We start from the raw sequence: 19,250 nt of genomic DNA on the forward strand, positions 1-19,250 counted from the left end.
ACGTGAGGTAACACCATGTCCGTCAAGCGTTTCCCCAACTCAGCAACGCCCTCTGAACTTGCATCCGTCATTGAAGCGGACGGCGGTGTGATCGTGAAGGGCTTCCTAAGCCCCAGCCTGCTCGAACACCTGAAGCAGGATCTTCTTCCGATGCTCGAAACCACGCCGAATGGGGTGGACGAATACTTTGCCGGTGCACAAACGCGGCGGCTGTCACGTCTGTTTGCACGAACCGACCATATGGTCGACGTCGCGCTGAACCCGCTGTATCTCGAAACCGCGCGCCTCATCCTGCAGAAACCGATCCAGCTCTGGAGTGGAGAGAACCGGGCCGAGGTGGCGCCCGACATTCAGGTGGGCGTGACGCAGGCCATTCAGATTCACCCTGGTCAAGGCGTGCAACCGTTGCACCGTGACGATTCGGTCTGGCTGTGGCGACACCCCAGCTATGGCCGAGAGGCGCGCGTGCAGATCATGATCGCCATCACCGATTTCTCCGAAGAGAACGGCGGGACCTTGGTCATCCCCGGCAGCCACAAGTGGGACGACGAACGCATGCCAAAGCAAGAAGAGGCGATCCCGACCTCGATGGACGCGGGCGATGCGCTGATCTTCATCGGTTCGACGTACCACGGCGGTGGTCAGAACCGTAGCAATGCGCCGCGCACGGGGCTGACCATGTCGTATGACCTCGCGATCCTGCGGCAGGAAGAGAACCACTACCTGACGTTGCCGATCGAGCGCGTCAAGCGCTTCCCCGAGGAAATGCAGCGGCTGCTTGGATGGTCGTGCAGCACGACCTATGCGGGATTTGTCGAACGCAACGGGGTGATGACCGACCCGCATGCATTGCTCCAGCAGGACGACTTTGTCGAGGTCGGCCACTTCGACTGACTCCAGTGCATCCGTCCTCCCCATGGAGCGCATGGGGAGGGCTCAACCGCTTCAAGGGCGGTGCACGCAGCGATGTCACTGGCGCGATGCCCCGGGGGCGTCGGCACGCTGTCGCAATGCATCGCAAGCCAATAGATCACGCAGATTTTTCAAGTTAAGCCCGGGGGGCAAGATGGACGACATTGCAAAGAAACACGATGAGGCGCCGGAGGCGGCCTCGCTCACGCGGCGCGGCTTTCTCGGCATGGCCGCATCGGTGACGGCAGCGGCAACGGCGGCGGTACTGCCGAATGTGGCGAGCGCTGTCACTGCAGCAAGCGATGGCCGCGATGTGCTTGAGGTGGCCATCATCGGCGCCGGGCTGGCAGGCCTGACCGCGGCACGTGACCTGAAGCGTGCGGGGTGCGAGTCCTTCGTGGTGCTGGAAGCGCGCGACCGCGTCGGCGGACGGACCCTCAACCACGATCTCGGCAACGGCTACTTCTCGGAAGCGGGTGGCCAATGGATCGGGCCCGGCCAGACCGCGATCGCCAATCTGGCTCGCGAGCTGGGTGTCGGTACCTTCCTGACGCACTGGGAGGGCGATTTAGTGATGCTTGCCGGCAACGCACGCACAACCCTCGCAAACGACGGCGGCTTTGACACGGATCCGAAGCTGCGGCGCGAGCTCGAGGAGATGGCCAGGAGCGTGCCGACCGCCGCACCGTGGACGTCACCGCGTGCTGCCGAGTTCGACGCCATGTCGCTCGCCGACTGGCTGGCAACCAAGCACCTCACACCGGAAGACCAAATCGGCTGGGCGCTCGCCGCGCAGCTGACGACGGGGACTGCACCGGAAAAACTATCGATGCTGCACTATCTGTCGCTGATCAACTCGGCGGATTGCAATTACAGGCAGCTCGAAGCAATCAAGGGCGGTGCACAGGAGAGCCGCATTGCGGGCGGTTCGCAGATCCTGTCAATCAAGATGGCCGAGGCGCTGGGCGACAAGGTGCGCCTGTCGACCCCGGTGCTGCGCATCGAGAACTGGCAAAACGGACCGGTGACCATCCACACCGCGAAGGGCGTGGTTCGCGCGCGCAGTTTGATCGTCGCGCTCTCGCCATCACTGTGCAACCAGATCGCCTTCGATCCGCCGCTGCCGGAAAAGCGCCGGGAAATGCAGCGCCGCTGGCCTGCTTATGCACCGATGCGCAAGACAGCGCATGTCTACAAGAAGGCGTTCTGGCGTGACAAGGGCTTGGACGGCATGCTCGTGCAATTGAAGGGGCCGGTCCAATTTGCCTTCGACAACTCGCCGGAGGATGTCTCGTTCGGCGTGATCTCGGCCTTTGTGAACAACGGCGTGCTGCCGTCCGATCCCAAGGCTGCCGAAGCCGAGCTCTCGCGCATCTATGCCCAGGCGTTTGGCGACGAAGCGCTGCATCCCGTCGCGTACCACGAGCACGACTGGGGGAAGGCTGACAACTGGTCATTGAGCTGCACATCGCCCATCCCTCCGGGCTTTCTCACCAAGTACGGCGATGTGTTGCATCCGCCAATCGGCCGGTTGATCTGGGCGGGTACGGAAACCGCCGAAATCTGGATTACCACCATGGACGGCGCAATACGGTCGGGCCACAAGGCGGCATTGCAAGCGCTTCAAGCCGCGGCTGGGGGGAAAGCATGATGAACACGAATACGACAACGAAATCACGCGGCCGCGGCAAGCGGATTCTGGTACTGGGGGGCGCGCTGCTGTTGGCCGCAGTGGTGGTCGGCGGCGTTATGTACGGGCCGGAGTTCTATGGCCTGCTGCAGTTTGGCAAGCAGCTCGATCAGATCACGCAGGAGGACACGCGTGTCAGCGGTCCATGGCCACGCGTCAGCGAAGTGTGCGTGTCTTGCCATGGTTATGGGGGCAACGCACGCGCCCAGACCTATCCGCGCCTGGCGGGTCAGCCGGAGGCCTACCTCAAGAAGCAGCTCACCGCCTTCGCCAGCGGCGAGCGCAGCAATTCGACCATGACGTCGCTGGCAGCGAGCATGTCGCAACACGAGATCGACGGCTTGGCGGCGCATTTCTCGAAGATGACGCCGTTGCCGAACACGACATTCCAGGCGGACCCGGCCCGCGTGGCGCGCGGCGAGGCGCTGGTCAAGGCCAACAACTGCGCCGCTTGTCACGGGCAGCAGCTGGAGGGCAAAGACCTGTATCCGCGACTGGCCGGGCAGGGTTACGGCTATCTGCGCGATCAGCTGACCAGCTTCAAGAGTGGCGCGCGCCGCGATGCCACGGGTTCGATGACGGCGGTCGTCGCAGCGCTGTCGCAGCAGGATATCGACGACCTCGCGCAATACATCGCAAGCCGATAGACCACGCAGATTCCTCAAGCTAGGCGGGAAGCAAGATGGACGATATTGCAAAGAAGCGCGATGAGGCGGCCGCGCTCACACGGCGCGGCTTTCTCGGCATGGCCGCATCGGTGACGGCAGCGGCAACGGCGGCGGTATTGCCGAAGATGGCGAGCGCCGCCACTGCCGCGAGCGACGAGCGCGACGTGCTCGAAGTGGCCATCATCGGCGCCGGGCTGGCCGGCCTGACCGCGGCACGTGACCTGAAACGTGCCGGATGCGAGTCTTTCGTCGTGCTGGAGGCGCGCGACCGTGTTGGCGGACGCACCCTCAACCACGACCTGGGCAAAGGCTACTTCTCAGAAGCAGGGGGCCAGTGGATCGGGCCAGGCCAGACCGCGGTTGCCGATCTGGCTCGCGAGCTCGGCGTCGGTACGTTTCTCACGTACTGGCAGGGCAAGTCCACGATGCTGGCCGGCGATGCACGCGCTGCGATCGAGCTCGGTGGCGTACCCGGCACGGATATGAAGTTTCAGCGCGAACTCGAAGAGATGGCCAAGGGCGTGCCGTCCGGCGCGCCGTGGAAGTCGCCGCGCGCCGCCGAGTTGGATGCGATGTCGGTCGGCGACTGGCTGGCGACAAAGAACGTCGCACCGGAGAACCAGATCGATTGGTCAGCGAGCTTGCGGCTGACGAGCGGCACCTCGCCGACGAAACTGTCGCTCCTGTACTACCTGTCGATGATCAACTCGGCCGATTGCAAGTACGAGCGGCTTGAAGGCACCAGCGGTGGTGCACAGCGCGCCCGTCTCTCGGGCGGTTCGCAAATCCTGTCGATCAAGATGGCAGAGGCGCTGGGCGACAAGGTTCGACTTTCAACCCCCGTGCTGCGCATCGAGAACTGGCAGAACGGACCAGTCACCATTCATACCCCGAACGGCGTGATCCGTGCGCGCAACGTGATCGTCGCGCTCTCGCCGCCGCTGTGCAACCAGATCACCTTCGATCCGCCACTGCCGGAAAAGCGCCGCGAAATGCAACGCCGCTGGCCCGCCTATGCGCCGATGCGCAAGACGGCCCATGTCTACAAGACGCCGTTCTGGCGTGATAAGGGTCTGAGCGGTTGGATCTTCCAAATCAAGGGGCCGGTGCTATGGGCGTACGACAACTCGCCCGAGGACCTCTCGTTCGGTGTGATCAACGCGTTCGTGCACAGCGGTTTGCTGCCGTCCGACCCGAAGGCGGCCGAGGCCCAACTTACGCGCATCTATGCCGAGGCGCTCGGTGACGAAGCGCTGCATCCCGTGGCGTATCACGACCACGACTGGGGCAAGGCAGATCCATGGACGCTGACCTGTGTCTCGCCGATGCCGCCCGGTTTTCTCACCGCGTACGGTGAAGCCTTGCACCCGTCTGTCGGCAAGCTGATCTGGTCGGGCACGGAAACGGCGGATATCTGGGCGGGCTATATGGATGGCGCAGTGCGTTCCGGCCACAAGGCGGCCTTGCAGGCGCTGCAAGCCTTGGCAGCGAAGAGGGCATGATGAATACGACCACGAAAACGAAACCACGCAGCCGCGGCAAGCGGATGCTCATCCTGTCGGGCTGGCTGCTATTAGCTGTCGCCGTGATCGCCGGCATCGTGTACGGGCCGGAGCTTTACAGGCTGCTGCAGCTGGGTCAGCAGGTCAATCAGATCTCGGCGGAGGACACGCGTACCGGCGGTCCGTGGCCGCGCGCGAGCGAGGCGTGCATTGGCTGTCATGGCTACGGAGGCAATGCGGGCAGCCAGATCTATCCGCACCTGGCGGGTCAGCCGGAGCCTTATCTCAAGAAGCAGCTCGTGGCATTTGCCAGCGGCGAACGCAGCGATCCGAACATGACGCCGATGGCGCTGAGCATGTCGCCGCGCGAGCTGGACGGCCTGGTGGCGTTTTTCTCGAAGACGGCGCCGCTGCCGAACACGACGTTCCAGGCGGACCCCGCCCGCGTGGCGCGCGGCGAAGCGCTGGTCAAGGCCAACAACTGCGCCGCTTGTCACGGGCAGCAGTTGGAGGGGAAGGACGTCTATCCGCGATTGGCTGGGCAGGGCCACGACTACCTGGTCGATCAACTGACGCGCTTTAAGAGCGGTGCGCGCCGCGATGCCACCGGCGCGATGCCGGCAGTCGTCAGAGCGTTGTCGCAGCAGGATCTCGAAGACTTGGCGCAATACATCGCAAGCCGATAGACCACGCAGATTTTTCAAGCTAGGCGGAAAACAAGATGGACGATATTGCAAAGAAACGCGAGGAGGCCCCCGAGGCGGCCGCGCTCACGCGGCGCGGCTTTCTCGGCATGGCCGCATCGGTGACGGCAGCGGCAACGGCGGCGGTACTGCCGAAGGTGGCGAGCGCGGCAACTACCGCCGGCGATGAGCGCGACGTGCTCGAAGTGGCCATCATCGGTGCCGGGCTGGCCGGCCTGACCGCTGCACGTGACCTGAAGCGTGCCGGATGCGAATCCTTCGTGGTGCTGGAGGCGCGCGACCGTGTTGGCGGACGCACCCTCAACCACGACCTCGGCAAAGGCTACTTCTCGGAATCGGGCGGCCAATGGATCGGGCCGGGTCAGACTGCGGTTGCCGATCTGGCTCGCGAGCTGGGTGTTGGCACGTTTCCCACCTACTGGCAGGGTAAGACCGTGATGCTGGCCGGTGGCGCGCGTGCCGCAGTCGATACCGAGGGCGGCTTCGGCACGGATCCGAAGATTGCGCATGAACTCGAGGAGCTGGCCAAGAGCGTGCCGTGCGGCGCGCCGTGGAAATCGCCGCGCGCCGCCGAGTTCGACGCGATGTCGGTCGGCGACTGGCTGGTGAAAAAGAACATCGCAAACGCAGACCAGATCGGTTGGTCGACTGGCTTGGCGATCACGGGTGGCGCCTCGCCGGCGCGGCTGTCGCTGCTGCACTGGTTGTCGATGGTCAATTCAGCCGAATGCAACTACGACCGGCTCGAAGCGGTCAAGGACGGCGCGCAGGGCACCCGACTCTCGGGCGGCTCGCAGATTCTGTCGATCAAGATGGCGGAAGCGTTGGGTAACAAGGTCCGACTGTCGAGCCCCGTGCTGCGCATTGAGAACTGGCAGAACGGACCGGTCGCCATTCATACCGCCAATGGTGTGGTCCGTGCGCGTAACGTGATCGTCGCGCTCGCGCCGATGCTGTGCAATCAGATCGCCTTCGACCCGCCGCTGCCGGAGAAACGCCGCGAAATGCAGCGCCGCTGGCCGGCGTTTGCGCCCGGACGCAAGACGACGCACGTCTACAAGAAAGCGTTCTGGCGCGACAAGGGCCTGAACGGCTGGATTTTTCAACCGGGGGGGCCGGTACTTTGGGCGTACGACAACTCGCCGGAGGATGTCTCGTTCGGCGTGATCAACGCGTTCGTGCACATCAGCATGCTGCCGGCCGACCCGAAAGAGGCCGAGGCCCAGCTCTCGCAGATCTATGCCGAGGCGTTTGGCGACGAAGCGCTGCACCCCATCGCGTTCCATCAGCGCGATTGGCTCAAGGCAGACAAATGGACGCTGAGCTGCGTGTCGCCGATGCCGCCCGGTTTTCTCACCACGTACGGTGAAGCCCTGCACCCGTCGGTCGGCAAGCTGATCTGGTCGGGCACGGAAACGGCGGAAATCTGGGCGGGCTACATGGATGGTGCGGTGCGCTCCGGCCACAAGGCAGCGTTGCAGGCGCTGCAGGCCGTAGCCGGGGGGAAGGCTTGATGAATACCACAACGAAACCACGCAGCCGTGGCAAGCGGATGCTAATCTTGTCGGGCTGGCTGCTGTTGGCGGCTGCCGTGGTCGGCGGCATCGTCTATGGGCCGGAAGTCTATGGCCTGCTGCGGATAAGCAATGAGGTCGACAAGATCTCGGACAGCAACGCACGTGTGAACGGCCCTTGGCCGCGCGCCAGCGATTCTTGCATTTACTGCCACGGCTTCGAAGGCAACGCCGTTACCCAGGCCTATCCGCGCCTGGCTGGGCAGAAGGAGGCCTATCTCAGGAAGCAGCTCAAGGCATTCGCCAGTGGCGAGCGTAGCGACCCGACCATGACGCCATTTGCGCTCAGCCTGACGGAGCACGAGTTCGAGTCGATGGTGACGCATTTCTCGCAGATGACGCCGCTGCCGAACACGAGCTTCCATGCCGATGCGGCGCGCGTAGCACGTGGCGAGGCGCTCTCCAAGGCCAAGAACTGCGCCGCCTGCCATGGGCAGCAGCTAGAGGGGAAGGACGCGTATCCGCGATTGGCTGGGCAGGGCTACGACTACTTGGTCGATCAGCTCACGAACTTCAAGACCGGTAAGCGCCACGACGCCACCGGCGCGATGGCGGCGATGGCCGGCCCGTTGTCACAACAGGACATCGAAGACCTCGCGCAATTCATCGCCAGCCGATAAGAAAGGATTGATGTTCGTGGATAAACGCAATGGTGAAGACATTCATCGAAACCACCGGAATTCATCATGGAACCAAAATATTATCTTTATTGCCTCGCTGATTTCACATTGATCACGGCGTCATTGATCTACGGGATCAAGCTTCTCAAGAAGCGAAACTTCCTGCTCGGGTTCGAGTGGCTGGTTGTGACGTTCTCGGCAACGAACTTATTGACCAACGCATTAACCGGAGAGCAGGTTTTCCTGAACATCTCACTTTTTTGCGATGCGTTTTCGAGAACCGTCGGTGTACCAGTGATCGCGGTCGCCGGCATGATGGCCGTTACGCATCGATACAAGCCATCGACTGGTGTGGATGTCATGTATGTGGGGGGCGGATTGGCGGCAACCGTCGTTGTCTGGACGGCAGATTTCATGGTGGGGCCAAAGCCTTACTTCTATCTGGTGATGTGGTCTTTGTTCTCGGTTTACGTCGCTTACGTTATCAAGAGGTTGCTGAACGTCGGCGAGAAATTTGTCGCTGCTGGCTTGATTCTGGCGCTGATATCCGCACAGACGATTGCCAGCATCTATGACTTCTACCATATTCCGGGTGACGATGATCACACGGTTTTCTATACGATTGCGCTGCTTGTCTGGGCTTATCAGTCCGTGGTGTTTTATTACGCCTATTGCGCCTTGGAGCGCGCGCAGGAAAATGAGCTGAACCTGAATCGAGGTTATGCCATCGGCGGTTTAGGGCGGACTTCGCAGTAATCACGCTGCTTTCGTAACGATTCCTTTAAAGGCTCCCAGAATGAGCCTTTTGGAGTGAGTTTCGTGAAGCGCCAAGGCTGCGGGCCGTCCGCTAAACGTTGGGTCCGACGCAAGGAAGCCCGGCCGCAAGAGCTGGTCTCCGCTGCGTTGGACCTGTTCGTTGCGCGCGGCTATGCGGCCACGCGGCTGGAAGATGTCGCCGCGGCCGCAGGGGTATCCAAGGGCACGGTCTACCTGTATTTCGCTGGCAAGGAAGAACTGTTCAAGGCAGTGATCCAGGAAAACCTCCTGCCTGTGTTGGCTGAAGGAGAAGTCTTCATTGATACCTTCGAAGGCACCAGCGAGGCGCTGCTGCACGAGATTCTGATGCGCTGGTGGGAGCGAATTGGTGAATCCGCTGCCTCGGGGCTGACCAAACTGCTGATCGCCGAATCAGGCAACTTCCCCGATCTCGTGCAGTACTACAGCGTGGAGGTCATAGAGCGCTACGATCGGCTGTTTGCTCGCATCCTGGCGCGCGGCGTGGCGCGGGGTGATTTTCGAGAAACCGATGTGCACCAGACCACGCTGGCTCTGGTCGCACCGATGCTGTTTCTGAAGATGTGGAAGCACTCCTTCGGCATCTGTGCTGCTAAGGCGCTGGAGCCGAAGGTGTTTATCACGCATGTGGTATCGCTGCTGTTGCACGGACTGCTACGCAATCCCTCTCCAGGTGCAGCACTTCCGGCGCCTCCACCACTGACTGCCCAGCCCTCGGCCATCTAACCGCGAAGTTTCGACATGCCAAAAGCCAACTGGGTGGCCTTTCAGACCACCCAGTTGGCTTTAAGAGATCGACGCAGTGCAGGTCCCGCATATCAGGACCCGCATTGCATCAGGAGTGAGCGATCGATCCGGAGGCTTCACCGCTGCGACGTTGTTCCAGCCAGCGCGCCAGCCGCCCGCCGAACAGCAGTTCGTAGAGCACAGGCACCAGGCCCAGCGTGATCAACGTACCCAGCAACAGCCCGCCGATGATGGTGAGCGCCATGCCCGCCCATAGGCTGCCGCCAAACAGCAGCAGGGGGATCAGACCCGCCACGCACGTCAGCTTGGTCATCACGATGGGGCGCAGCCGCGCCACGGCAGCCGACACCACGGCTTCGCGCCGGGGCTTGCCGGCAGCCAGTTCGGCCTCGATGCGCTCAAGCAGCAGCACCGCGTTGTTCACGATGATGCCGCCCAGCGACAGGATGCCGAAGTTGGCCATGAAGCCCAACGGCTCGCCGCCGAGCAGGAGTGCCGGCGCCACACCGATCATCGCAAACGGAATGATGCCCACGATCAGCGTCAGCTTGCGGAACGAGTTGAACTGCCAGACGAACAGCAACAGCATGGCCACCACCGCGAGCGGCAGGTATGTCTTGAGCGACGCGTTGGAATCGGCAGCTTCCTCGATCTCGGCACCCATCTCGATACGGTAGCCCGGGGGCAGCGTGATCTTTGCGATGTCGGGCGCGGCACGGTCGACGATCTGTTGCGCGGTGGCCTGCGTGCTGCGGCCCTCCACTGTCAGCGTGCGCACCAGGTCGCGTCGGCGGATGGCCGACGGCTCAGAAGATAGCGACACACTCGCCAGTGCCGACAGGGGCACAGGGGCCGCGCCGCTGGCCGGGTGGATCAGCGTGTTGGCCAAGTCTTCGGGGCGGGCACGTTCAGCATCGCTGCCACGCACCACCAGCGGCACGAGCGTGTCGCCGTCGCGCAGGACGGACACCTCCACGCCGGTATAGCGGGCGCCGAGCGAGGTAGCGATGTCTTCGCTGCTGATGCCCAGGCGGCGCGCCTTGCGCTGGTCGATCTGCACGTCCACACGCGGCACACGTGGGCCCCAATCATTGCGCACGTGCACCATCCCGGGCAGCGGGCGCAGCACGCCTTCGATCTTGGTGCCAATGTCACGCAGTACGGTTTCGTCCGGGCCGCTGATCCGGTAGGCCACCGTGCCGGCATCGTTTGCACTGCGTGAGAAGCGCTTGGCATCCACGCGCACATCGGGATAGCGCTGCGCCATCCACTGGCGTGTTCGCTCGATCATGGGCGCAACATCTTTCGCGCTCTGCACGCTCACCGTGAAGTAGCCCACGTGCGAGGCCGGCAACGGCGGACTGAGCACCAGTACGACGCGGGGGCCCCCATCTGCCACGTAACCGATGCTGGTCGTGACTTCGGGGTTGGCTTTCTTGTCGCTCAGCCAGTGGCTCAGGTCGCGCACCACGGTTTGCGTGCGTCGCGCATCGCTGCCCGGCTGCAACTCGATTGCAACCTGGTATTGCGGGCGTTCCGACGGCGGCAGGAACCCGGCCGGCACACGCGAGAGCAGCACCATCGAGCCGATGAACAGCACCGTCATCACGGCCAGCATTTTGCCCTTGTGCTCCAGCACCTTGCGGATCACGCGCGCATAGCCCGCGTAGAAGCCGGTTTCTTTTGGCGGCTCGTCAGCGTTGTGGTGGCCGGGCTTCAGGAAGAAGTAGCACAGCAGCGGCGTCACCGTCAGGCACAGCAGCCAGGAGCTCAGCAGCGACAGCGCCACCACGATCACCAGCGGCCGCAGGTATTCATTGACCGTGGTGTTGCCAAAGAAGAATGGCGAGAAGGCAAAGATGATGACCAGCGAAGAGGTCAGCAGCGGAATCCCCAGCGATTGCCCAGCGCGGATGCAGGCCGTTCTGCGGTCTTCGCCCATGGCCAGGCGTCGCTCGACGTCTTCGGCAATCACGATGCCGTTGTCCACCAGCAGGCCGAGCGCGATGATGATGGCCGCCATGGAAACGATATGCAGCTCGATGCTCAAGGCGCGCATCACCAGCAGCGTGGCGAGAATCGTGAGCGGCACGATGCTGCCGACGATGATGCCGGCGCGCCAGCCCAGGAACAGCACCACCACCGCCATCACGATGATGATGGTTTCTGCCATCACGCGGTTCATGCTGCCCATCTCGCGCTCGACCACGTCGGCCTGGTAGGTCACGAAGTCGAGCGAGAAACCGGCAGGCAACTGCTGTTCCAACTGGGCCACGCGCTCCTTGAGCTCCTGGCCCAGCATCTTGATGTTCTGGCCCGGGCGCATCGACACACCCAGCACCACGGCGTTATCGCCGCGATAGATGGCAGCAGACTCCGGTGGGTCAGCCGGCAGCACGCGGATCTGGGCGATGTCACCCAGGCGGACGGTGGCCGGTGCTGTGCCGGCGCTGGCGGGCACAGCCAGCACGAAATCGCGCAGCGCCTCCAGCGAGCGGATTTCACCCGAGGCGACCACCGCACTGTTCAGGCCCGAGAGCACGACCTGCCCGCCCGAGAGCACGACGTTCTGCTGGTGCAGTTGCTGCAGTACGGCGTTGGCGCCCAGGCCCAGGCCTGCGAGACGTGTGCGGTCGAATTCGATATAGACCCGTTCGTCCTGCAGCCCGTGGAAGGACACGCCCTGTACGCCCTTGATGGCGTAGATGCCCTCACGCAGGCGCTTGAGCGGCTCGCGCATCTCGCTCATCGAGAAGCCCGGCGCCGTCACGGCGATCGAGGCGATGGCCACGCGGCCAAAGTCGTCGTTGATCTGCGGCGGCAGCGTGCCGGCGGGGAAAAGTGGGCGAGCCTCTTCGATCTTGGCGCGCATGCGTTGCCAGACCGGCATCAGGTCGCGCACCTCATCGCGCAGGTTGACCTGCAGGATGACGGTGCCGGGGCGCACCGTGCTGGTCACGTGCTTGAGCTCGGGCAATTGGCGTAGCCGCTCTTCCAGCGGACGTGCGACCAACTGCTCCATGCGTTCTGCAGGCAGGCCAGGGTTGGCCACGATGACGATCGCGTCACGGACGGTGGTAGAGGGCTCCTCTTGCGATGGGAAGCTGAGGAAGGCAACGACACCCGATACCAGAATCAGCAGCGCGGCGAAGAACGTCAGGCGGGTACTGTTGAACGCGCTTTCGGTGAGTTTCATTGCGCGACCCCTTCCGTTGCGCCTTGAAGCAGGGTCTGCGTCGGATGCGCTTGGGCAGGCTGGCCCTCATGCAGGAAGGCGGTGCCTGCCACGACCACACGGTCGCCGGCCGCGAGGCCTTGGGAAACCGTGACGCGGCCCTCGCGCTGTACGGCGGTGCCCGCTTGCACCGGGCGGCGCTGCAGCTTGCCAGCCTGGTCCAGCACAAAGACGGCAGCCTGGCCCGGCTTGTCGCCCCACATGACGGCAGGCGCCGGCACGGTGATGGCGTTGGGCGCGCTGCGGTTAGGCAGCTCGACCGACACGACGCCGCCGCTGCGCAGATGTTTCGAGGTTGCCGCACTTTGCGGCACACGGAAGATCGCCTGCACCAGCGAGCCGTTGTCGCTGCGTGCGGACAGCCGTTCCAGCGCAAGCGGGAATGACTCGGAACCACTCTTGCCCTGGGCGCTGTCCCCGGACGAGAGGCTGGCGGCCACGCTGTCAGGCAGCATGGCAACCACCTCCAGTGCGTTGCCGGCCTGAATCTGCAGGATGGCCTGGCCCGGCGCAACGTCAGAGAAAGGCTGCGTCAGACGTGCCACGATTTCGCCGTCAAACGGGGCGGTGATGTGGGTGAGCGCCAGATCTCGGCGGGCCGTAGCGAGTGCGGCATCGGCTGCTGCCAGCTGACTTTGCGCAAGCTGGTGGGCGGCCCGTGCAGATTCCAGCGCCGTCTGCGAAATGATCTTGTCGCGTGCCAGTGCCTCTTGCTGCTGCAATTGGGCTCGGCGTTCTACCGCGGTTGCTGCTGCTGCGGCACGGTCGGCTTCAGCCTTGTTCAGGCGCCAGCGGGCTGGAGAGTCGTCCAGTCGTGCGAGCACCTGCCCTGCACGCACCCGGTCACCCACCTCGACGGGGATGGCGATCACGCGGCCGGCGGCTTCGAAACCCAGGTCACTGCGCTGGCGCGCGCGCAGGGTGCCGACGAAGCTGTCGGCGGATGCTCTGGCCTGGACTGCGCCGACGACCTCGACTTTGACCGGCTTGGGAGGTGCGGCCACCTGCGTGGCGGATGGGGAGCAAGCGCTCAAGGCGAATGCTGACGCCACAGCCGCGAGGACCGTGAGCCCGGCGGTGGGCTGGAAATGGGTACGCATGGGGCAACCTTTGAATCGAAGCGGTGGGGCAGGGGTTAGGGCAGACCGCGCGCCAGTTCTTCCACCGCCTTGCGCATGGCGGCGCGTTGGTCGGGGGTGAACTCGTGCAGTTGAAGGAGTTCGAGCAGCAGCAGGCCGTCCAGCGCTACGGACAGCAGTTGCGCAAGACCGGCCTTGGGGCCGTGGTCCAAGGCTTCATAGCTGCGGGTGAACAGCGCTTGGACCGGCGGTAGCAGGTGAGGGTGAGCCGAGGCCGCCGCCAACATGTTGGCCATGAGCTTTTTCTGGCTGGCAGGCATGTCGAAGGTGAAACTTGTCAGCTCGGCCATTTTTGCCCGTAGCGAAATCGGCTCTGCATCGTCCGGCGCTGGTATGCCGACCTGTGCGTCCAGCTCGGCCACCATGCGCTCGACCAGGGCAGTGAGCAGATCGTCACGTGTCTTGAAGTGATAGATCAGCCCGGCTTTGGTGATGCCGACGGCATCTGCCGTCGCCTGGATGGTCAGCTGGGTCACACCGCGCTCTGCCATCAGGTCTGCTGCGGCATCGAGAATTTTGTCGCGAGAGTTGGAAGACTCATTGGGTGCAGCCATGGGATCTCCTTATGTTGGAACTTTACTATACGTATAGTATAGTTAAAGAAATCGACTCGTCAATGCCCGGAGCTATTGCATGTACCCCCTGATTTCTTCTGTTGCCCCCGTATTCCGCCGCACCACGCGCCAGACGCTGCTTGGCGCCGCGGTGGTCACTCTGATTGGGTTGGCCGGCTGCGCCACGGCCCCGGCCGGCTCCGCGCCGACGGCAACCACCGTCAACGTGCCCAGCCAATGGAGCGAAAGTGCAATCGCCACCCAAGGCGTCGTGGCCGCCGAGTGGTGGCGCGACTTCGGTAGTAGTGAACTGGATGCGCTGATTGATACAGCGCTCAAATCCAATCGAGACCTGAAGATCGCCGCCGCGCGGCTGGCCCAGGCACGTGCACTGACCGACGGGGCACAGGCTGATCGCCGGCCGCAGCTGGGCGCTGTAGCAGGGGCGCAACGCGGCCGGGAGACGGGTATCGATCCGCGTGCTGAACGTAGCTTCGCCGGCCTGCGTGCGAGTTGGGAAATCGATGTCTTCGGACGAGGGGCTTTGGCGATCGACGCGGCCGAGGCGGACGCGCAAGCCGCCTCCCAGGCGTTACGAGCAACCCAGATCGCGCTGGCGGCTGATGTGGCAACCGCCTATTTCGAGTTGCAGACGCTTGCGCACCGCGTGGCGCTGAACCGTCAGGCGATTGCCGTTGCGCAGCGCCAGGTCGAAGTGGTTCGCCGCAAGTTCGACGCAGGGCAGGCCACGTCGGTCGATGTGGACCGCTGGCAGGCAGAGCTGGCGCAGGAGCAAGCCGTTACCGAGCAGTTGGATGGTTCGCGGCGGATACGTCATCGCCAACTGGCCGTCCTGCTCGGCGTGAGTGAGGCGCCGGCTTTGAACTTGCAGGCGAGCGCCACCGCACCGCAGGCGCCGGCCACCTTGCTGCCTGGCGAACTGCTGGAGCGCCGCCCGGATGTCTTGCGCCAAGCTCGCGCGCTGGATGCCGCCCTGGCACGCGTGGGTGTGGCACGTCGAGAGGTCTACCCGCGGCTGCAGATCGAGTGGGCCAACACGCGTGAACGGACGGCGATCGTTGGCCAATCCGCGTCTCCGCAGGTGGTACTGGGTTACGGCGTCTCGCTGACGTTGCCGATCCTGGATGGCGGGCGTATCCGCGCGAACATCGCGGTCAACGAGGCCAGGGCCAACGAAGCGATGGCCGAGTATGAAAAAGCCATGCTAGCCGCATTGTCAGACGCCGAGGTGGCCTTGGCGCAGTGGTCCACCTCGGAGGCCTCTTTGAGCAAGTGGCAGCAGGCGCAGGCTGCCGGCGAAACCGCGGCAGTGCGTGCGGAACGCCTGTTCGATGCCGGCCTGACAGATGTGAGCTCGGTACTGGATGCGCGGCGCAGCTACCTGCGTGCGCAGGATGCCGTCAGCCAGGCAGAAGGCGCGCGTTGGGCGGCTGCCGTAGGCCTGCGTCGCGTGTTTGCCGGTGCGGTTTGATATGACTATGAGACAGCTATCTAGCCATTCAGGAGGCTGCGCATGAGCCAGGCACAAGCGTCGGAAGACCGGCAACTACGTTTCGAGGCCTGCCGCTTCGCGATCGATACGTTCGTGAAGATCCACCTGGAACATATCGAGGGCGCAAGACTGCTGCTCACGAGCCATCTGCGCATGATGTTCACGCTGTCGCTCGGGGCGCTAGCGGGTTTGATCACGCTGTATGCGTCGATCCTGCGCTTTGGCAGCGTCGACCTTCACGCGCCTGGCAGCATGGTGCGCGTGGGCTTTGCGATGGCGGCCCTCGCTTCCATGGTGGCATCGGCGCTGTTGTCCGCCGCGAGCCTGCAGCGCGCCAGTGCCGATGCGGCGCAGCTCCTGCGCGATCCTTTCCCGGATACCGACAACGCGCTGACGAACATCTTCGACAAGGTCGACGCGAACGAGCGTCAGATTCTCCAGTCTGTGAATCAGGCGCTGGAGGCACGTGTGGCACGGCACCCTGGTTTCGATGCCAACACGCGCACGCCGACCATACTGCTGGTGGTCGGAGTTGTCATGGCGGGGCTGTCGTTTCTTGAGGCCGCTATCTGAGCCACCGATCGATGTTTGCGGCTCGGGGGCACTCCGCGATCAGCGCGGTCGGCGCGCGGCATCGGCCATCGGTTTCCAGTGCAGGACACCGAAGAGCAGCGTCAGCAGCACGCTATCGAACAGCGGACCCTTGTGCAGGGCCACCTTTCTGAAGCAGATCAGCACTTCAAATGCATGCACGGCGAGCAGTACCGCAGCCGCGACACGCACCCAGTGGACAGCGTCCGGCGCCAGCGGCAGCGCCGTCAGGTAACTGCCGGCTGCGACGCCATACACAAAGAGCAGCAGCAACTTGCTTGCGGCGGTGAACAAGGTGGAATCTCCAGAAGTGGATGCGGACTACGGTGATCGGCTCAGCTTGTGGTTCGTGCAGCCTTCGCGGCTTCCTGCTCCTGAAGCTCGCGCCACACGATCTTGCCGGTGCCCGATTTGGGCAGGGACTCGACAAATTCAACAATGCGTGGTGCCTTGTAGGCCGCCATGTTCTCGCGGGCCCACGTGATGATGTCGTCTTCGGTCACGGTTTGCGCGTGCTGCGTATTGTTTCCGGGGGCATGTTTCGACTCCAGACTTCACGTGGGTGGTAGACGAGGGGTTAAGCCCGGGCCGCATTCGGCACCGCAAGCGTCGGCGCGCGACGTAGCAACTGCCAGCCAAATACCAGCATCCAGAGCGGCAGGGCCAGGACGCCGACGGTTTCGCCCGCATCCGTGACTGCAGCAAGGCTCGGGAAGAAGCCGAACACGAAAAAGACGCCGAAGCCCCAGCCGACGATATGGAGAAGGAACGATCCGCGCCAGCCCGCCTTCTTGAGCAGTCTGGCGGCGATCGATGTCCAGAAGAACACGAGCGGGCCTTCCACCCACCAGAACCCGTTTTGCGTGGCATTGGCAATGGCGGTCCACACGGCGCCAGCTGCAACCTTCGCACCTTCGTCCCCGCTGGCATACACATGCGCGAGCGGATGGATGGTCGACAACTGGAGCACCGCCCCAGCGATGCCGCAGACGATATAGACCGCAACAGCAATGGCGATCATCTCGCGCAGCGCCCCAAGCTCTTCACGGAACGTGTGCACGAAGTAGCCGCCAATGGCCACGAACGGCAGATAGAAGCCCAGCACGTCGGCCAGCATCCACCAGCGGAACAGGTCACGCCCTTGCGCCGGCAAAGCCAGCATTGCCGGGCCGTGGGGCACCATTTCGATGTCGCCGCCCGTGACGACCACCGACAGGGCGAGGGTGGCGCACGCCGCGAGACCGCCAACGATGGCGCTCCAGGCCGTGAACCTGGCTACGTTATACGAGTTCATATGCATCAATCTCCAGGGATACCTCAGGTGGTTGCATGACGGGTTTCTTGGTGATGGGTCGCGGGCTGCGCGGCGGTGGCTTCTGCCTCTTCGCGCATGTCGGACGTGACACGGCTGACACCGCGAATCAGATCGACGGCCTTCTCACCGATCATGATGGTGGGCGCATTGGTGTTGCCGCCGATCAGCGTCGGCATGATCGATGCATCGACAACACGCAGCCCATCTACGCCGTGCACGCGCAGCTGCGGGTCGACCACGGCCATCTCGTCCTGGCCCATGCGGCAGGTGCCGACAGGGTGATAGACGGTATCGGTGCGCTGCCGCAGGACGGCGCGGATGTCGTCGTCGGTCTTCACGTGCGAGGTGAAGAGGTCGCGCGTGGCCCACTTGGCGAGTGCGGGCGTCTGCATGAGCCTGCGCGTGATCTTGAAGCCGGCCACCATGTCTTCGACATCGCGCGGGTCATCGAAGAATGCTGGGTCGATGAGCGGTGCGGCGAGCGGATCGTTGTTGCGTAGCGTGACCGCGCCCCGGCTGCGCGGACGCAGCAGGCAGACGTGGCACGAGAACCCATGGCCCAGGCGCAGGCGGCGCGCGTGGTTGTCGACCATCGCCACCACGAAGTGCAGCTGGATGTCGGGGGCCTCAAGCTCGGGGCGCGTCTTCAGGAAGCCGCCGCCTTCCGCGAAATTGGTCGTCAGCATGCCGCGGCGCTCGCGGCGGAAGCGCAGGATCTCGCTCAGCATGCGCATACTGCCGCGCAGCGAGACGCCCAGCGTGTCGAGACTGCCGGAGCGGTAACCGAAGACGAAGTCGGGGTGATCTTGCAGATTGCGTCCCACGCCCGGAAGATGCCGCACGGTGTGGATGCCGACGCGTGCAAGTTCCTGTGCCGGCCCCACGCCGGACAGCATCAGCAGCTGCGGCGTCTGCAGCGCCCCGGCAGCCAGCACCACTTCGCGCCGCGCGCGCAACGTGCGTACCGTGCCGTTCTGCAGCACTTCTACGCCCACCGCGCGCCTGCCTTCGAACAGGATGCGGCGGACTTGCGCGTGCGTTTCGACCGTAAGGTTGGCGCGTCGGCCGATGTGCGGGTGCAGATACGCACGCGCCGCGCTCCAGCGTTCGCCTTGCTTCTGCGTGACCTGGTAGATGCCGATGCCTTCCTGCTGGGGGCCGTTGAAGTCGTCGGTGAGTGGCAGGCCGGCCTGGCGAGCGGCTTCCAGATAGCGTGCCTGGAAGGGGTTGTCGCTGCGCAGGTCGCTGACATTGAGCGGGCCGTTGCGGCCGTGCCAGGCGTTGTCGAAGCGCTCATTGTGCTCGCTGAGGCGGAAGTAGGGCAGCACGTCGTCATACGACCAGCCGCTGTTGCCCAGCGACGCCCAGTGGTCGTAATCGCTGCGGTGGCCGCGAATGTAGACCATCGCGTTGATGGCCGACGAGCCCCCCAGCGCCTTGCCGCGCGGCTGGTAGCCGATGCGCCCGTTCAGCCCGGCTTGCGGCACGGTATCGAACGCCCAGTTGTTGAGCTTGGTTGGCAGCATTGCGACCGAGCCCGTCGGCACCTTGACCACCATGCCGTCGCCATGGCCGCCTGCTTCCAGCACGCAGACCGAGACGTTCGGGTCCTCGGACAACCGGCCTGCAACCACGCAGCCGCCCGAGCCGCCGCCGACGATGATGTAGTCGAACTGTTGATTCATGATGTT

17 protein-coding genes and 1 pseudogene are annotated in these 19,250 nt (G+C 63.9%); 11 read left to right on the forward strand and 7 right to left on the reverse strand.

Going from position 1 to position 19,250, the window contains the following annotated elements; all coding sequences use genetic code 11:
• Window positions 1-15: 15 nt before the first annotated feature.
• The 9 genes from ACS13N_RS23425 (at window position 16) to ACS13N_RS23465 (ending at window position 9,191) form a co-directional block, all read left to right on the forward strand.
• Complete coding sequence (locus ACS13N_RS23425) at window positions 16-894, forward strand: phytanoyl-CoA dioxygenase family protein (protein WP_438933985.1); 879 nt, start codon at window positions 16-18, stop codon at window positions 892-894.
• Between the two features lie 172 nt (window positions 895-1,066).
• Entirely contained in the window at window positions 1,067-2,563 is a 1,497-nt protein-coding gene (locus ACS13N_RS23430; RefSeq protein WP_438934476.1) for a flavin monoamine oxidase family protein, read from the forward strand.
• A complete protein-coding gene (locus tag ACS13N_RS23435; protein ID WP_438933986.1) occupies window positions 2,560-3,249 on the forward strand; it encodes a c-type cytochrome in 690 nt (229 codons plus the stop codon). Before ACS13N_RS23430 ends, ACS13N_RS23435 begins: the two co-directional genes overlap by 4 nt.
• A 35-nt stretch (window positions 3,250-3,284) precedes the next feature.
• On the forward strand, window positions 3,285-4,772 hold the full coding sequence (locus ACS13N_RS23440) for a flavin monoamine oxidase family protein (RefSeq protein WP_438933987.1): 1,488 nt from the start codon (window positions 3,285-3,287) through the stop codon (window positions 4,770-4,772).
• Entirely contained in the window at window positions 4,769-5,458 is a 690-nt protein-coding gene (locus tag ACS13N_RS23445) for a c-type cytochrome (RefSeq protein ID WP_438933988.1), read from the forward strand. The genes ACS13N_RS23440 and ACS13N_RS23445 overlap by 4 nt, the downstream gene beginning before the upstream one ends.
• Window positions 5,459-5,493: 35 nt before the next feature.
• Window positions 5,494-6,990 (forward strand): flavin monoamine oxidase family protein, encoded by a 1,497-nt coding sequence (locus ACS13N_RS23450; protein ID WP_438933989.1) that lies wholly within the window; start codon window positions 5,494-5,496, stop codon window positions 6,988-6,990.
• Between the two features lie 38 nt (window positions 6,991-7,028).
• Entirely contained in the window at window positions 7,029-7,670 is a 642-nt protein-coding gene (locus ACS13N_RS23455) for a c-type cytochrome (protein ID WP_438933990.1), read from the forward strand.
• 66 nt (window positions 7,671-7,736) lie between these two features.
• Entirely contained in the window at window positions 7,737-8,426 is a 690-nt protein-coding gene (locus ACS13N_RS23460) for a hypothetical protein (RefSeq protein WP_438933991.1), read from the forward strand.
• 63 nt (window positions 8,427-8,489) lie between these two features.
• Window positions 8,490-9,191, forward strand: a complete 702-nt coding sequence (locus ACS13N_RS23465) for a TetR family transcriptional regulator (protein ID WP_438933992.1) — start codon at window positions 8,490-8,492, stop codon at window positions 9,189-9,191.
• A 109-nt stretch (window positions 9,192-9,300) separates the two neighbouring features.
• Here the strand turns inward: ACS13N_RS23465 and ACS13N_RS23470 are convergent, their stop codons facing one another.
• Genes ACS13N_RS23470 through ACS13N_RS23480 form a run of 3 tightly spaced genes read right to left on the reverse strand, consistent with a single transcriptional unit; the run spans window position 9,301 to window position 14,140 of the window.
• Complete coding sequence (locus ACS13N_RS23470) at window positions 9,301-12,408, reverse strand: efflux RND transporter permease subunit (protein ID WP_438933993.1); 3,108 nt, start codon at window positions 12,406-12,408, stop codon at window positions 9,301-9,303.
• Window positions 12,405-13,547: an efflux RND transporter periplasmic adaptor subunit gene (locus ACS13N_RS23475; protein ID WP_438933994.1), complete on the reverse strand. Its 1,143-nt coding sequence runs from the start codon at window positions 13,545-13,547 to the stop codon at window positions 12,405-12,407. Before ACS13N_RS23475 ends, ACS13N_RS23470 begins: the two co-directional genes overlap by 4 nt.
• Window positions 13,548-13,582: 35 nt before the next feature.
• A complete protein-coding gene (locus ACS13N_RS23480; RefSeq protein ID WP_438933995.1) occupies window positions 13,583-14,140 on the reverse strand; it encodes a TetR/AcrR family transcriptional regulator in 558 nt (185 codons plus the stop codon).
• A 79-nt stretch (window positions 14,141-14,219) separates the two neighbouring features.
• Here ACS13N_RS23480 and ACS13N_RS23485 point away from each other — a divergent pair, with 79 nt between their 5' ends.
• Both ACS13N_RS23485 and ACS13N_RS23490 read left to right on the forward strand, forming a co-directional pair.
• Complete coding sequence (locus ACS13N_RS23485; protein WP_438933996.1) at window positions 14,220-15,632, forward strand: efflux transporter outer membrane subunit; 1,413 nt, start codon at window positions 14,220-14,222, stop codon at window positions 15,630-15,632.
• Between the two features lie 42 nt (window positions 15,633-15,674).
• On the forward strand, window positions 15,675-16,226 hold the full coding sequence (locus ACS13N_RS23490) for a hypothetical protein (protein WP_438933997.1): 552 nt from the start codon (window positions 15,675-15,677) through the stop codon (window positions 16,224-16,226).
• A 39-nt stretch (window positions 16,227-16,265) separates the two neighbouring features.
• On the opposite strand, the gene ACS13N_RS23495 is transcribed toward ACS13N_RS23490, so the two are convergent.
• The 4 genes and pseudogenes from ACS13N_RS23495 to ACS13N_RS23510 form a co-directional block, all read right to left on the reverse strand.
• Window positions 16,266-16,538 (reverse strand): hypothetical protein, encoded by a 273-nt coding sequence (locus tag ACS13N_RS23495; protein WP_438933998.1) that lies wholly within the window; start codon window positions 16,536-16,538, stop codon window positions 16,266-16,268.
• Window positions 16,539-16,579: 41 nt separating this feature from the next.
• Window positions 16,580-16,744, reverse strand: a pseudogene (locus ACS13N_RS23500) (AMP-binding enzyme); the annotation flags it as partial.
• Between the two features lie 77 nt (window positions 16,745-16,821).
• On the reverse strand, window positions 16,822-17,538 hold the full coding sequence (locus ACS13N_RS23505; protein ID WP_438933999.1) for a hypothetical protein: 717 nt from the start codon (window positions 17,536-17,538) through the stop codon (window positions 16,822-16,824).
• A 23-nt stretch (window positions 17,539-17,561) separates the two neighbouring features.
• Window positions 17,562-19,244, reverse strand: coding sequence for a GMC family oxidoreductase (locus ACS13N_RS23510; RefSeq protein ID WP_438934000.1), 1,683 nt, complete (start codon window positions 19,242-19,244; stop codon window positions 17,562-17,564).
• Window positions 19,245-19,250 lie beyond the last annotated feature (6 nt).

Source organism: Ralstonia sp. 24A2 (genome assembly GCF_051783885.1).
Classification (GTDB): domain Bacteria; phylum Pseudomonadota; class Gammaproteobacteria; order Burkholderiales; family Burkholderiaceae; genus Ralstonia.